The sequence below is a fragment of the Euzebyales bacterium genome (assembly GCA_036374135.1).
Classification (GTDB): domain Bacteria; phylum Actinomycetota; class Nitriliruptoria; order Euzebyales; family JAHELV01; genus JAHELV01.
This window is the reverse complement of sequence record DASUUK010000075.1, coordinates 29,256-43,634: the sequence shown is the minus strand read 5'-3', so window position 1 is coordinate 43,634 and position 14,379 is coordinate 29,256. Positions and strand designations below refer to the sequence as shown.

Below are 14,379 nucleotides of genomic sequence, written 5' to 3'. Positions count from 1 at the left end.
CCACGTGACCTACCGCTGACGCTGCATGAGGTCATGACTCGGTGCCTTGGGTCGGGTGGTCGCCGCCGAGCATCAGGTACAGGCAGCTCATGCGCACCGCCACGCCGTTGGCGACCTGCTGTGTGATCAGCGAGTTCGGAGCATCGGCGACGTCGGCGGTGAGCTCGATGCCGCGGTTCATCGGGCCAGGGTGCATGATCACGGCGTGGTCCGACAACCGGCCGAGACGCCGACGGTCCATGCCCCAGATCCGAGCGTACTCCCGCGTCGACGGGATGAACTGCTCGCGCATGCGCTCGCGCTGCACCCGCAACAGGTACACGACGTCGGCCTTGTCCAGCACGGGATCGAGAACGTGCGTGACGTCGACGCCCCACCCGCCCGCACGGATGGGCAGCAGCGTCGGTGGACCGACCAGCGTGACGCCCGCGCCCATCGTCCGCAGCCCCTGGACCAGGCTGCGCGCAACGCGCGAGTGCAGCACGTCTCCGACGACCGCCACGTGCAGTCCGTCCAGACGGCCGAAGTGTGACCGCAGCGTGAACAGGTCGAGCAGCGCCTGGGTCGGGTGCTGATGCGGCCCGTCGCCGGCGTTGAGCACACGGGCGTCCAGCCAGTGCGTGAGCTGCCACGGCGCGCCCGGTGCCCAGTGGCGCACGACGACGGCATCGACGCCCATCGCCTGCAGCGTCAGCGCCGTGTCCTTCAGTGACTCCCCTTTGGAGACGCTCGAGCCCTTGGCCGAGAAGTTGAGCACGTCGGCCGACAGCCGCTTCGCTGCGATCTCGAAGCTGACCCGCGTGCGCGTCGAGTCCTCGAAGAACAGGTTGCACACGGTCCGGCCCCGCAGGGTCGGCACCTTCTTGATCGGTCGCGCCGCCAGTTGCTCGAAGGCCTGCGCGGTGTCGAGGATGGTCGTGATCGTGTCGGCATCGAGCGCCGCCATGTCCAGCAGGTGGCGCAGCCCGCCACCGCCGGCGGCGGCGGTCGTCTCGGACACCGTCGCCCTGGACGTCGTCATCGGTCACCCGCCCTGTGCTCGATGGTCACGCGGTCGACGCCGTCGTGCTCGGTCAGCCGCACCCGTACGACCTCGTCGCGCGCCGTCGGCAGGTTCTTGCCGACGTAGTCGGCGCGGATCGGCAGCTCACGGTGGCCGCGGTCGACCAGCACGGCCAACTCGATCGCGCCCGGGCGGCCCTGGTCGATCACCGCCTCCATCGCGGCACGGATCGTGCGTCCCGTATAGAGGACGTCGTCGACCAGCACGACCGTGTGCCCGTCGGTGTCGACCGGGAAGTGGGTGCTCGCGAGCGGTCGTGGACCAATGTGCGCGTAGTCGTCGCGGTACAACGACACATCGAGCACGCCGGTCGGCACAGCGATCTGCTCGATGTCGAGGATGGCGCGCGCCAACCGGCGGGCCAATGGCACCCCGCGCGTGTGGACGCCCATCAGCACCACACCATCCGCGCCGCCGTGGTGCTCGAGGATCTGATGCGACATCCGGCGCACCGCACGACGGATGGCATCGTCGTCAAGGACCTCGCGGACCGCATGGCCGGAGCCGTCGGATCCGGGCCCGGGCGCGCGCGCAGACGTCATGCCTTCGACCTTTCTGGCCTCGCGGGACCAGGCTTAAAGGGCGTCGGCGAGACGCTAGCAGTCGCCGGCGCCGGCGACAACGAGCCCCGCCGCGCCACGCCGTGCGATGGCGGCGCACCACCAACCCGGTGCGACGGTGACGTCAGCTGCGGGCTGCCGCGACACCGGCTTCGCTGCGCGCGACCTGGGCCAGCACACCGTTGACGAAGCGGCCCGAGTCGGGGGTCGACAGTTCGTTGGCCAGCTCGACGGCCTCATCGATCACCACCGCGACCGGTGTGTCCGTTCCGATCAGCTCCCACAGCCCCAACCGGAGCAGGTTGCGGTCCACCACCGGCATCCGCGCGACCGTCCACCCCCGGGCGTACGCCTCGATGAGGCCGTCCAGCTCGTGGAGCCGTCCGGCCACCCCGAGGACCAGCGATGCCGCGAACGGCTCCGGCGGGTCGTCGGACGCCTCGGCCCGCGCGATCACGTCGCCGAGGGCATCGTCGCGGACGTCGGCCTCGTACAGCAGCGCGACGGCACGCTGCCGGTCGGCGTGACGGGAGCTCGTCACGCCCGTGAGCTGTACTCGCCGGTGCGGGTGTCGACCTTCACGCGCTCGCCGGGGTTGATGAACAACGGGACCTGCACGACCGCCCCGGTCTCCAGCGTGGCGGGCTTGGTCGCACCGGACACGCGGTCGCCCTGGATGCCCGGTTCGGTCTCGGTGACCTCGAGGTCGACGCTGGCGGGCAGGTTGACACCGACGACCTCGGACTCGTGGAACACGAGCTCGATTGTGTCGCCCTCGACGAACCACAGCACCGCGTCGCCGATCGCTTCGCGGCTCACGTACGTCTGCTCGAAGTGCTCGGTGTCCATGAACACCAGCTGCTCACCCTCGCGGTAGAGGTACTGCAGCTGCCGACGGGTCAGGATGGCCTGGTCGACGTTCTCGCCGGCGCGGAACGTGCGGTCGACCGTCTTGCCGCTGCGCACGCCCTTCAGGGTGGTCCGCACGAACGCCCCGCCCTTGCCCGGCTTGACGTGCTGGAAGTACTCGACGCGCCACAGCTCGCCGTCGAGGTTCAGCGTCATGCCGTTCTTCAGGCTGTTGGTGGACACCATGGATGGCTACCTCGACTCGCAGGTGGGGGTTGACGCTCGTGCCGCGCGCTGCCGGGCGGTGGGCCGGCCGGTGATGGCGTGGAGTGTAGCGTCGGCGTCACGCCCGCCGGGCGGCCACCAGGCGGCGGGCCGCCAGCACGGCCAGCTCGTAGCCGTACGCACCGGCACCGGTGATCGTGACGTCGACGACGGCGCTGATCACGCTGTGGTGGCGGAACGGCTCACGGGCGGCGGTCTGCGACAGATGGACCTCCACGACGGGAACGTCGAGCAGCGTGATGGCGTCGCGCAACGCGTAGCTGTAGTGCGTCAGCGCACCCGGATTCAGGACGACCGCCGCCGTGCCGTCCGTGCGGGTGGCGTGCAGCCGCTCGATCAACGCCCCCTCGTACTCGGTCGTCAGCTCCTCGATGTCGTCGTGGATCTCCCGGATGCCCGCGACGATGTCGGCGATGGTCGCCGTGCCGTAGACGTCCGGTTCACGATGACCGAGCTGCGACAGGTTCGGACCGTTGGCGATCAGGATGCGCACACGTCCTCCTGACTCTGCGACGCCCCGGCATCCTACGAATGATCAACGCCAGTGGCCCGATCATGCGACGACGCGTCGGCTCAGTGCCGTTGGACGGACGCCAACGCCCGTTCCAGCACTGGTCGCGGCGGCGCGTCGACGACCCTGGCCACGCCAGGTCGTTCGCACAGCACCAGGCGCAAGCCGTCGCGGACCTTCTTGTCGCGCGCCATCGTGGCGAACACCGCGTCGACATCCAGTGGCGGGCACGTCGTCGGCAGGTTCACAGCCGAGAGCAGGTCGACGGTCAGCTCGTGCAGCCCGGCGTCGCTGACCCCAACCTCCTCGCCGACGCGCGCGGCGAAGCGCATGCCGATGGCGACCGCCTCGCCGTGGCGGTAGCTGCGGTAGCCGGTCAGCGCCTCGACCGCGTGACCCAGCGTGTGGCCGTAGTTGAGCAGTGCGCGCTCACCCTGCTCGTGCGCATCGGCCGCCACGACCTGCGCTTTGACATCGACCGCACGCCGGACGAGCTCGACCAGCGCGTCCCCACCGGGGTCCAGCGCGGCGTCCACATCCCCCCGCACGAGATCCAGGATCACGGGATCACGGATGAACCCGCACTTGACGACCTCCGCCATGCCGGCCCGGAGCTCCCTGCGCGGCAGCGTCGACAGCGTCGCGATGTCGGCGACGACGGACAGCGGCTGGTGGAACGCGCCGACCAGGTTCTTGCCGGCAGCCAGGTTCACGGCCGTCTTGCCGCCTATGGCGGCGTCGACCTGTGCGAGCAGCGTCGTGGGCAGCTGCACCACGGCGACGCCGCGGTGCCACGTGGCCGCGAGGAAGCCCGCCAGGTCGGTGACGACGCCGCCGCCGAGCGCGACCACGAGGTCATTGCGACCCAGCGGGATCGACGCGAGCCAGTCGTAGAGCCGGCCCAGGACCTCCAGCGACTTCGCCCCTTCGCCGTCCGGCACCCGCGTCACGTGGACATCGAGTCCGGTGGCGCGGAGCCCGGCGATGACAGAGTCGCTGTGGTGTTCCGCGACCGCTGCCGTGGTGACGACGGCGGCGCGGCGCGCCGCGGTCTCCGGCAGCCATGCGCCGACGTCGGCCAGCACGCCGCGGCCGATCAGGACGTCGTAGGGCGCGTCGACCCACACCGTGACACGGGAGCCGCTCACGCCCCGTGCTCCCGGATGACGTCGATCAGCAGCTCAGCCGATTCCTCCACCGCCAGCCCGTCGGTGGGCAGCGTGATCGTCGCCGCGGACGCGTACGCGTCCCGGCGCCGGTCGAGCAGGCCTCGGAGCACGGCGACCGGGTCGTCGTCGGCCAACAGCGGCCGGTCGCCGCGCAGCAGCGACTTGCCCAGCCGCTGTGCCAGCGTCTCCGGCTCGGCGTACAACCAGATGACCGGACCCGCGGATCGCATGCGCGCCACGTTGCGGTCGTCGAGCACCGCTCCCCCGCCGACCGCGACCACCGAACCGCGCCGCTCGAGCGCCACACGCACGGCGGCGACCTCCCGCTGGCGGAACGCGGCCTCGCCCTGTACGGCGAAGATCTCCGCCACCGTCGTGCCCGTCGCCTCCTCGACCAGCCGGTCGGTGTCGACGAACGGGCGGTCCAGGCTGACGGCGGCCAGGCGTCCGACCTTGCTCTTGCCTGCACCCATGAGACCGATCAGCGTGACGACGCCGCTCACGGGTGCACTGGCCCACTGCCGCGGGTCGCGGAACGGCCCGGGCGTCCCAGATGCCCGTCGGGCCGGCGGCGAGGTCGCGGGCTCACGGCACCGTGGTGACCGGCACCTGGGCCAGGTAGTGGCCGAGGTTGCGCCGGACCTCCTCGAGTGAATCGCCGCCGGTCTTCTCGAGCAGTGCGCGGGCGATCTCGAACGCGATGACCGCCTCGGCGACGACTCCGGCGCGCGGGACGGCGCACACGTCCGACCGCTGGGTGATCGCGACGGCCTCGTCGCCCGTCGCGGTGTCGATGGTGCGCAGCGGCTGGGTCAGGCTGGAGATCGGCTTCATGGTCGCGCGCATGCGCAGCACGGCACCCGTCGTCATGCCACCCTCCAGACCGCCCGAACGGTCACTCAGGCGGCGCACCGACGGTCGGGCGCGTCCGAGGTCGTCGCCCGCGGCGCCACCGCCGGTCATGTCATCGTCACCGGACGACGCCTCGGCCGGCACGATCTCGTCATGCGCCTGCGATCCGCGGACCCTCCCGAGGCGCAGTCCGTCGCCCATCTCCACGGCCTTGAACGCCTGAATGCTCATCAGTGCCGCCGCCAGGCGCGCGTCCAGCTTGCGGTCCCAGTGGACGTGGCTGCCCAGCCCCGGCGGCACGCCGTATGCGAGCACCTCGACCACGCCGCCGAGGGTATCCCGGGCCGCCTGCGCATCATCGATGGCCCGCTGCATGCGTTGCGATGCCCCCGGGTCCGCGCATCGGACGGGATCGTCGTCGACGCGTTGCTGCTGGTCAGGCGTCGGCGGGGCGATGTCGTCGGGCACCGCCTCCGGTCCGATCCGCACGACGTGCGACACGACCCGGATGTCCAACGCGTCGAGCAGGCCACGCGCGACCGCGGCCAGACCCACGCGCATCGCCGTCTCGCGGGCGCTCGCGCGCTCCAGCACGTTGCGGGCATCGTCGAACCGGTACTTCTGCATGCCGACCAGGTCGGCGTGACCGGGGCGGGGCCGCGTCAGCGGCTGGCCGCGTCCCGTGTCCGCAACCGCCGCCGGATCATCGGGCGCATCGATCCCCATCGCGTCGCGCCACCTGGGCCACTCGGTGTTGTGGATGACCATCGCCACCGGCGAGCCGAGCGTGAGGCCGTGACGCACCCCGCCGAGGATCTCGAACTCGTCGGCCTCGAAGCGCATCCGTGGCGACCGGCCGTGTCCTGAACGTCGTCTCGCCAACTGGTGGGCGATCATCTGACGGTCCACGGGCACACCCGCGGGTAGTCCCTCGAGGATGCCCACCAGCGCCGGGCCGTGGGACTCGCCGGCGGTCAGGTAGCGCAGGCTCATGACGTGTGCCTACCGCTACCGCCACATGAGGCACGCGACGTATGCCCACCGCTACCGCCACATGAGGCACGCGATGTGTGCCCGCCGAGGTCGCTGTTTGAGCCACGCATGGGCCCAGCACGGTAGCAGTCCTGCGCTCCGCGCAACGGCACGCGAGCGACGGCGTCGGCAGGTCCGCCGACGCGCGGCGGGGCGACGGACAGGATCCGACGCCGTCGCGTCACCGCGCCGCAGCGGTGGCGGCCGCACGCATCACGTCGACCGGTGCGACACGGCCGGTCCAGCGTTCGAACGCGGCCGCCGCTTGGCCGACCAGCATCCCCAGGCCATCCCATGCGGGCAGCCCGCGCGCGCGGGCGTCGGAGACGAACGGCGTGGGCGAGGGCCCGTAGACCAGATCCAACGCCGCCTGGCCGTCCGCGAGGTCGTGGTAACGCTCAGGGAGTCGCTCGCCGTGCAGGCCGAGCGGCGTCGCGTTGACCACCACGTCCGGGGCCGCCCCGCCCGGCAGCGCACGGGCGCCGACCGTTTGCGCCAGCGCCGCCACGATGTCTGCCTGCTCGGGCCGGCGTGCCTCGATGCGCACCCGGGCGCGCAGCCGCCCCAACGCGACGGCGATCGCCCGCGCGGCGCCACCGGCACCGAACACGACGACACTGTGATCCGATCCCACGCCCATGTCGTCGGCAAGCACCCGCCGGACGCCCTCGGCGTCGGTGTTGTCGGCCATCCATGCCCCGCCGTCACGGAACAACGTGTTCGCCGCACCGATGAGCTCCGCCTCGGCGGTCCGGCGGTTGACATGCTCCCATACGGCGCGCTTGTGAGGCACCGTCACGTTGGCGCCCAGCGCGCCGAGCGCGTCGAGCCCGTCGACCGCGGCCGGGACGTCGCGCACACGGCACGCGACATAGACCGCATCGATCCCACACGCCGCGAGTGCCGCCGTGTGCAGCTGCGGGGACAGGCTGTGCGCGACCGGATCGCCGAGCAGGCACAGCAGTCCGGTCGCCGCCGTGGTCATTGCAGGCGGCCGCGGGTGTGGCAGTCGACGATCACGCTGCGTCGTTGCAGTAGGAGCCGCCCTGGGCGTCGCGGATGCGCCGGTACTGCGCGACGTTGCGGTTGTGATCGGTGAGGTTGTCGGTGAACGCGTGCTCGCCGGTGTCGAAGTCGCACACCACGTAGAAGATGAAGTTGGTGTCGGCGGGATTGGCGGCCGCGTCCAGCGCGGCCTGACCGGGACCGGCGATCGGCGTCGGCGGCAGACCGATGGTGCGGTAGGTGTTCCACGGCGAGTTGATCTCGGTGTCTGACGTCAGCACCCTGGTTCCGGTCTCGCCCTGGGCGTACTGCAGCGTGGCGTCGATGCCCAGCGGCTCGTCGATGCGCAACCGGTTGGTGATGACGGAGCTGACGAGGGGCTGCTCGTCGGGAACCCGGACCTCGCGCTCGATCAACGAGGCGATCGTCAGCGTGCGGTAGAAGCGCCGCTGCGGGATCCCGAGGTCCCGCAGGTGCGTGTCGGTCTCGACCACCAGCTGGTTGAGCAGCTCCTGGGCGTTGATGTCCACGCGGAACTCGTAGGTGTTCGGCGCCAGCAGGCCCTCGAACGGCTCGGCCTTCTGCGGCAGCTCGGCGGGTACCCATGCGGGCAGGGCGACGCCGGCCAACGCCTTGCGCAGCTGGCCGACCTTGAACGGACTGCCGTCGGCGTCCGCGATCGCCCGCAACGTCTGCTGCACCGTCAGCCCCTCGGGGATCACGACCGTGAAGGCCTCGACGACGTCGACCTGCTCCGTGAGCCTGTCGAGGATCGCGTCATTGCTCATCCCGACCTGCAGGTCGTACGTGCCGGGCTGGATCTGGGCCGCGCGCGCGTCTGTGCGGACCTTCACCTGGAAGCTCAACGGGTTGTCCACGACGCCCGCATCGACGAGGATGTCGCCCACCTGCTCGGCGGCAACCCCCTCCGGGATCTCCACGGTGACGACCTCACCGGTGGCGCCGGCGTCGCCGGCGTCGTCGAACTGCATCAGGCCGTACGCGAGGCCGCCGAGCATGGCCAGCATCACCAGCCCGAAGACCTTCGATCCGGTTGACAGGGTCATCGACGTCCTAGGTTCGACACGAGCGCGGGGTCAGGTCGTGGCGTTGGACTGCAGCCACGACTGCAGGATGATGGCCGCGGCGACGCGATCGCGTTCTGCACGACGTTGCGCTCGACGTCGACCGGCACCGATCATGACGCGCTCGGCCTCGACGGAGCTCAGGCGTTCGTCCCACAGGTGCACGGTTGCCGTCGTCGTCGACCGTAGCGCGTCGGCGACGCTGCGCGCGCTGGTGGCGGCGGCCGTCTCACGGCCCGACAGCGCGCGCGGAAGGCCGATCACCACCGTGTCGGCCCCGACGTCGTCGGCGACCTCCGCGAGCGCCGTCGCGACCTGCTCGGCCCAGTCGTCCGCGTCAGCGTCACCCGCGGGCAGCGTGCCGTGCGGGCTCGCGATCGAGCGTGACGGATCCGTCAGCGCGAGCCCGATGCGGACGGTGCCCAGATCGACGCCGAGCACACGCATCTACAGCTCCCCACCAGCCAGCTCGCTCCGCTCGCCCGCACCAGACCGATCCCCACCCGCCAGCTCGCTCCGCTCGCCCGCACCCAGGCCTTTGACGAGCTCACGCGCCGTGCGGCGGCATGCGTCGAGCGCCTCGGCGAGCGCGCCGCCGTCCCGGCCACCCGCCTGCGCGACCTCACCGCGGCCGCCGGCACCGCCACCGACCACGCGGGCACCGGGCTGCAGCACCTCGCGGGCCTCGACCCCCTGCCCGACCAGATCGGAGCTGACTGCTGCCACGAGCTGCGCCTTGCCGTCAGAGGTCACGTCGCCGAGCACGACGACCGACTCGCCGAGGCGCTCACGCAGGTTCAACGCGAGCGTCTTCAGCCCGTCGCGGTCGGCACCGGACACCGCGGCGGCCAGCACCCGCGCGCCATTGACGGACTCCGCCCCTTCGAGCAGGCTGCCGGCGGTTGCCAGCAGTGCCTCCTGGCGCACCCGTACGATCTCCTTCTCCGCCGCACGGAGCCGGTCGACCAGGCCGGCGACCCGGTCGACGACCTCGTCGGTCGACACCTTCAGCATCTGCGCCACCTGTTCGGCGACCAGTCGCTCACGCCCCAGGTGCTCGAGTGCCTCAGGTCCGGTCAGCGCCTCGATGCGACGCAGGTTCGCGGCGATCGACCCCTCTGACAGGATCGAGAACACGCCGATGTCGGGTGTGCGCGCGACGTGGGTGCCGCCGCACAGCTCGACCGAGAAGTCACCGATGCGCACGACGCGCACGACCTCGCCGTACTTCTCACCGAACAGCGCCGTCGCCCCGATCGCGCGCGCCTCGGCCTGGCTCATCACCTCGGTCGAGATTTCGGGATCGGCGCCGATGCGCCGGTTGACGTGTGCCTCGACGTGCTGTAGCTGGTCGGTCGACACGGCCGAGAAGTGCGGGAAGTCGAAGCGGAAGCGTCCGGCGTCGATGGCCGACCCGGCCTGCGCGGCGTGGTCACCGAGCTCGTCTTTGAGCGTGGCGTGCAGCAGATGGGTCGCCGTGTGTCCACGCGTGATCGACGTGCGCCTGGCCACGTCGATCTGGGCGCGGGCGTCCTGACCGGTCTCGATCTCGCCCGCGTCGACGCGCGCGCGGTGGACGATCAACCCGTCGAGCGGCTCGACGGTGTCGACCACCTCGAGCCGTCCCGTCGCGGTCTCGATGACGCCGTGGTCACCGAGCTGCCCACCGCCCTCGGCGTAGAACGGCGTGACCGGCAGGACCACCTCGACCTCATCGCCCTCCTGCGCGCGATCGATCGTGCCCGTACGGTTCAGCAGGGCGGTGATCGCCGTGTCCGCCCCGGCGTGGGTGTAGCCCACGAACTCGACCGCGCCACGCTGTGCGACGGGGCCATAGACCTCGGCGCCCAGCGCCTCGTCCCCCGCGCGGCGGGCGGCGTTGCGCGCACGGTCCCGTTGGGCCTCCATCTCGGCCGCGAACACGTCGCGGTCGAGGTCGAGCCCCTCCTCGGCGGCGATCTCGAGCGTGAGCTCGACCGGGAACCCGTAGGTGTCGTGCAGCTTGAACGCCGTCGACCCGGACAGCTGCGTGACACCTTCCCGCTTGGCGTCGTCGATCGCCGTCGAGAGCAGGGTCATGCCGGTCCGCAGCGTGCGCGTGAAGCTCTCCTCCTCCGATGCTGCGACGCGGGTGATCAGCTCCCGCTGGGTGTGCAGCTCGCTCCACGCGCCACGGAGCGTGTCGATGACCGAGTCGACCATGTCGACCATCACGGGGCGGTCCGAGCCGAGCAACCGCAGGTGCCGGACCGCACGGCGCAGCAGACGGCGGAGGATGTAGCCGCGGGCCTCGTTCGACGGCAGGACGCCGTCGGCGATCAGGAACGCCGCGCTGCGCGCGTGCTCGGCGATCACCCGCAGGCTGATGTCCGACCGGTCGCCGGACCCGTACTTCACACCCGTGACCTCCACGGCGCGGTCGAGCATCGGGCGCAGCACGTCGGTCTCGTAGACGTTGGGCACGTCCTGCAGCAGCATCGCGAGCCGCTCGAGGCCCATGCCGGTGTCCACGTTCTTCGCCGGCAGCTCGCGGAGGATGTCATCGGAGCCCTTGAGCTCGGGATCTCCGCGCCCTCCGGTCTCGAACTGCATGAACACCAGGTTCCAGAACTCCAGGAACCGTGACTCGTCGACGACTGGTCCGCCGTCGTGCCCGTGCTCCGGACCGCGGTCGAAGAAGAGCTCGGAGCAGGGACCGCACGGCCCCGCCGCACCGGTGGACCAGTAGTTGTCCTTCGCATCGCGCCGCTGCACGCGCTCCGGCGGGATCGCGGTCTGCTCGACCCACAGCTCGAACGCCTCATCGTCTTCGAGATAGACCGTCGCCCACAGCCGCTCGGGATCGAACCCGAACCCCTCGGTCGACAGCTCGTAGGCCCAGCGGATCGCGTCCGCCTTGAAGTAGTCGCCGAAGCTGAAGTTGCCCAGCATCTCGAAGAACGTCAGGTGACGCGTCGTCAACCCGACGTTCTCGATGTCGTTGGTGCGCGCGCACTTCTGCACCGAGACCGCACGCGGTGTCTCCGGCGTGGCCTGACCGAGGAAGTACGGCTTGAACTGCACCATGCCGGCGACCGTCAGCAGCAGCGTCGGGTCGTTGGGGATCAGCGATGATGACGGCCACACCCGGTGCCCACGCTCGGCGAAGAAGTCGAGGAACGTGCTGCGGATGTCAACCGAGCGCATCGTGACCACTCCCGCTGCCGTTGAGGAACTCAGCGCGCAGCTCCGCCTCCCGTTCCTGCGCTGCGACGCGCCCGACCGCGAGTGCCTCGTTGAGCCGGGCGCCCAGGCCGCTGGCGCGCTCACCGGCGCGCGACACGAGCGCGTCGGGCGACAGCTGCTGGCCGGCGTGCTCGATCTTGCGGATCGTCCACACGCCGAGGGCGACGCCGGCACCCAGGCCGACGACGGCGAAGAACATCCGAGAGAACATGGTGGATCCTTGCGCTGCAGCTGGGACGGTGGCTGTGGGTCCTCAGGTGACCCTGCGTGCCGCCTTGGCCGCCGCACGGGTCCCGGTGACGAACGCGATGCCCTTGATCAGGGGGTTGGCGACCGCTGCGTGCAGGACGCCCGCGACACCCTCAGCGCGGTACGACACCTGTTGGACGCTCGCCACGATGGTATCGATCCGTGCGAGCTCGGTGTTGACGCCCGCGACGGTCTCGTTGATCCCGCCGAGCAGCGGAACGGTCTCGTCGGTGATCTGCTTGACGGTCGTCGTCAGCTGCTGGACGGTCGTCACGAGGTTCGCGAGCAGTGCCAGCACGCCGACCATCGCCGCCCCGAACCCGACCGCAGCAACGATCGCCGCCACACCGAGGAAGCTCGCGCCGTCGAAGGCCAGGCCGAGAACGACGAAGATCGCGGCGACGACCGCGACGATCAGTCCGATCATGAACGAGCTGCGCACGGATGGTCCTTTCGGCTGGCACGGGTCGATCGCGCCGCTGGCGGGGATGGCTCCGCAGCCTAGACGGTCACGCGCCGATCCGCGCATCGGCGGACGCAGGCAGGATCAGATCGGAGGCGGCGAGCCGCAGCGTCGGATGGTGGGGATGCACCAGCCACTGTCCGGGCTCCAGTCGGTGCACGCCTCCGCGCGTCAGTTGCTCCACGACCTCGCCGTGTCGTGCCCACACGACGTCGGCGCCGGCCGCGAGCCAGTCGCGAGCCGTCAGCGGTCCACCGAGGCTCACCACGAGGTGCGGTGCGGACGAGACCACGCCGCCGTGGGTCACCGCATCCGCGGCGACGACGCCGACGTCGGGCCGGTACCAGTGCCCGGCGAAGGGCATGACGAGCTCGGTGCTGACCACCGCGCCGAGCAGGTGGGCGACCGGCCGCAGCGACCGGGCCACGCGCGCGGCGACCTGCCGGCGGCCACCGTGCCGGCGCCACGACGGACCGTAGACCGGACCACTGGCGTTGACCTCTCGCTGCATTCGCCACACCCCCAGATAGACTGAGAATGCACGTTACATCATGAAAGGCCGCACCGCGTGAGGGTGTGGACATCACAGCCGGCGGGTCACCATGACCCAGATGGTGCGCAGCTGGATCTGCAGGTCCAGCACGGGCGACCAGTTGACGAGGTACTGCAGGTCGTAGCCGAGCTTGTACTCCGGATCCGTGTGGTAGCGGCCGTGGACCTGTGCCAGACCGGTCAGACCCGGCGGGATCTCGTGACGACGGTCGTAGCCCGGGATGACGCCCTCGAACTGCTCGGTCAGCTCGGGTCGTTCGGGTCGCGGTCCGACGATCGACATTTCGCCACGCACCACGTTCCACAGGTTCGGCAGCTCGTCGAGCCTCGTCCGCCGCAGCCACTCCAGGGCCGGCACCACCCGCGCGTCGTCGGCCGCGGCCAGGACCGGACCGACGGCGAGTTCGGCATCGGTGCGCATCGTGCGGAACTTGACCATGTGGAACGGGCGTCCATCCATCCCGACGCGTCGCTGCCAGAACAGCACGGGACGGCCGGCGGTCGCCAAGACGTACAGCCCGATGCCGACGCCGGCCGTCACCCACAGCGGCGAGAGGACCAGCAGTTCCAGCAGTTCGATCGTCCGCTTGAACCGCGCGCGTGACGAGGGTAGGGCCGAGCCGCCGAGGACCACGAACGGCAGGCCCGCCACCTCGCGGACGCCGCTGAGCCCGAGCAGCGTGTCCTGCGCCGAGATGCGGCGCAGCACGTTGACGCCCAGCGTCTCGAGCGTCGACAACGGCTCGGGGTAGGCGTCGTCGATCAGCCGCGAGGTCACGACCAGCACATCGGTCGCCCCCGTCTGCTGCTGTAACGCCAGCAGGTCCGTGACCTTCGTGGTCGAGCCAACGATGTCCGCTGTGCCACCCACGTCCTCGATGTGCTCACGCGCCAGGTTGACGTCGTCGGGCACGCCGGCCAGGAGGACCCGCGGCGGACCCTCGCGACGCGCCCGCATCGTCCGGGAGATCCGGCGGTTGGCTGCCAGTCCCAGTGACACGAGCACCGGGACGAACAGCAGCACCGACAGCGGGACCACACGGATCTCCGTGCGGACCACCGTGAACTGCTGTACGAGCGCGACCAGCAGCATCGCGCCGATCGACATGCTGACGATCCGCGGGAGCACCGGCCGGCTGCCGAGCCGCTGCTCGCGCTCGTACAGGCCACCGAAGTAGAAGCTGACGAAGTGGATGCCGACCGCGAGCAGATACCCCACGACGTAGTAGCTCGTCGGCCACGTCAGCCGCAGCAGTCCGAAGGCGACACCGATGGCGACCGGCACGATGATCGACGCGACGATCACCAGCATGTCGGCCGCCATGAGCAGGCGGAACCCGCGGCGGTTCAGACGGCCGAGCAGCGGGAGTTCCGGATCGGTCTCCACGCGCACGTCATCGTTGCGCGGCGTGGTCGGGCGTGTCGCACTCATCGCCGGTCCAGTATGGCAAACCTGGTCGTCAACGGGCATCGTCCCCA

Annotated in this window: 16 protein-coding genes; all 16 read right to left on the bottom strand. The window is 70.7% G+C overall.

Annotated features, from left to right (window positions below; translation table 11 throughout):
• Nucleotides 1-31: 31 nt before the first annotated feature.
• Nucleotides 32-1,021 (bottom strand): aspartate carbamoyltransferase catalytic subunit, encoded by a 990-nt coding sequence (locus VFZ70_13635; protein ID HEX6256842.1) that lies wholly within the window; start codon nucleotides 1,019-1,021, stop codon nucleotides 32-34.
• Nucleotides 1,018-1,605 carry a bifunctional pyr operon transcriptional regulator/uracil phosphoribosyltransferase PyrR gene (gene pyrR, locus VFZ70_13630; GenBank protein HEX6256841.1) on the bottom strand — a complete coding sequence of 196 codons (588 nt, stop codon included), beginning with the start codon at nucleotides 1,603-1,605 and terminating at the stop codon, nucleotides 1,018-1,020. Before pyrR ends, VFZ70_13635 begins: the two co-directional genes overlap by 4 nt.
• A 142-nt stretch (nucleotides 1,606-1,747) precedes the next feature.
• On the bottom strand, nucleotides 1,748-2,164 hold the full coding sequence (gene nusB, locus VFZ70_13625; protein HEX6256840.1) for a transcription antitermination factor NusB: 417 nt from the start codon (nucleotides 2,162-2,164) through the stop codon (nucleotides 1,748-1,750).
• Entirely contained in the window at nucleotides 2,161-2,718 is a 558-nt protein-coding gene (gene efp / locus VFZ70_13620) for an elongation factor P (protein ID HEX6256839.1), read from the bottom strand. Before efp ends, nusB begins: the two co-directional genes overlap by 4 nt.
• Nucleotides 2,719-2,815: 97 nt before the next feature.
• The gene (locus VFZ70_13615; protein ID HEX6256838.1) at nucleotides 2,816-3,250 is read right to left on the bottom strand and encodes a type II 3-dehydroquinate dehydratase; all 435 of its coding nucleotides are present in this window, start codon (nucleotides 3,248-3,250) and stop codon (nucleotides 2,816-2,818) included.
• 80 nt (nucleotides 3,251-3,330) lie between these two features.
• A complete protein-coding gene (aroB, locus tag VFZ70_13610; protein HEX6256837.1) occupies nucleotides 3,331-4,416 on the bottom strand; it encodes a 3-dehydroquinate synthase in 1,086 nt (361 codons plus the stop codon).
• Entirely contained in the window at nucleotides 4,413-4,940 is a 528-nt protein-coding gene (locus VFZ70_13605) for a shikimate kinase (GenBank protein ID HEX6256836.1), read from the bottom strand. Before VFZ70_13605 ends, aroB begins: the two co-directional genes overlap by 4 nt.
• A gap of 82 nt (nucleotides 4,941-5,022) precedes the next feature.
• Nucleotides 5,023-6,282 carry a chorismate synthase gene (gene aroC, locus VFZ70_13600; protein ID HEX6256835.1) on the bottom strand — a complete coding sequence of 420 codons (1,260 nt, stop codon included), beginning with the start codon at nucleotides 6,280-6,282 and terminating at the stop codon, nucleotides 5,023-5,025.
• 220 nt (nucleotides 6,283-6,502) lie between these two features.
• Nucleotides 6,503-7,306 (bottom strand): shikimate dehydrogenase, encoded by an 804-nt coding sequence (gene aroE / locus VFZ70_13595; protein HEX6256834.1) that lies wholly within the window; start codon nucleotides 7,304-7,306, stop codon nucleotides 6,503-6,505.
• Between the two features lie 31 nt (nucleotides 7,307-7,337).
• Complete coding sequence (gene mltG, locus VFZ70_13590) at nucleotides 7,338-8,393, bottom strand: endolytic transglycosylase MltG (protein HEX6256833.1); 1,056 nt, start codon at nucleotides 8,391-8,393, stop codon at nucleotides 7,338-7,340.
• A gap of 30 nt (nucleotides 8,394-8,423) precedes the next feature.
• A complete protein-coding gene (ruvX, locus tag VFZ70_13585) occupies nucleotides 8,424-8,858 on the bottom strand; it encodes a Holliday junction resolvase RuvX (GenBank protein HEX6256832.1) in 435 nt (144 codons plus the stop codon).
• The gene (gene alaS / locus VFZ70_13580) at nucleotides 8,859-11,597 is read right to left on the bottom strand and encodes an alanine--tRNA ligase (GenBank protein ID HEX6256831.1); all 2,739 of its coding nucleotides are present in this window, start codon (nucleotides 11,595-11,597) and stop codon (nucleotides 8,859-8,861) included.
• Entirely contained in the window at nucleotides 11,584-11,847 is a 264-nt protein-coding gene (locus VFZ70_13575) for a hypothetical protein (protein ID HEX6256830.1), read from the bottom strand. Before VFZ70_13575 ends, alaS begins: the two co-directional genes overlap by 14 nt.
• A 42-nt stretch (nucleotides 11,848-11,889) precedes the next feature.
• Complete coding sequence (locus VFZ70_13570) at nucleotides 11,890-12,327, bottom strand: DUF948 domain-containing protein (protein ID HEX6256829.1); 438 nt, start codon at nucleotides 12,325-12,327, stop codon at nucleotides 11,890-11,892.
• A 67-nt stretch (nucleotides 12,328-12,394) separates the two neighbouring features.
• Nucleotides 12,395-12,859: a hypothetical protein gene (locus VFZ70_13565; GenBank protein HEX6256828.1), complete on the bottom strand. Its 465-nt coding sequence runs from the start codon at nucleotides 12,857-12,859 to the stop codon at nucleotides 12,395-12,397.
• Nucleotides 12,860-12,931: 72 nt separating this feature from the next.
• On the bottom strand, nucleotides 12,932-14,332 hold the full coding sequence (locus tag VFZ70_13560; protein HEX6256827.1) for a sugar transferase: 1,401 nt from the start codon (nucleotides 14,330-14,332) through the stop codon (nucleotides 12,932-12,934).
• Nucleotides 14,333-14,379 lie beyond the last annotated feature (47 nt).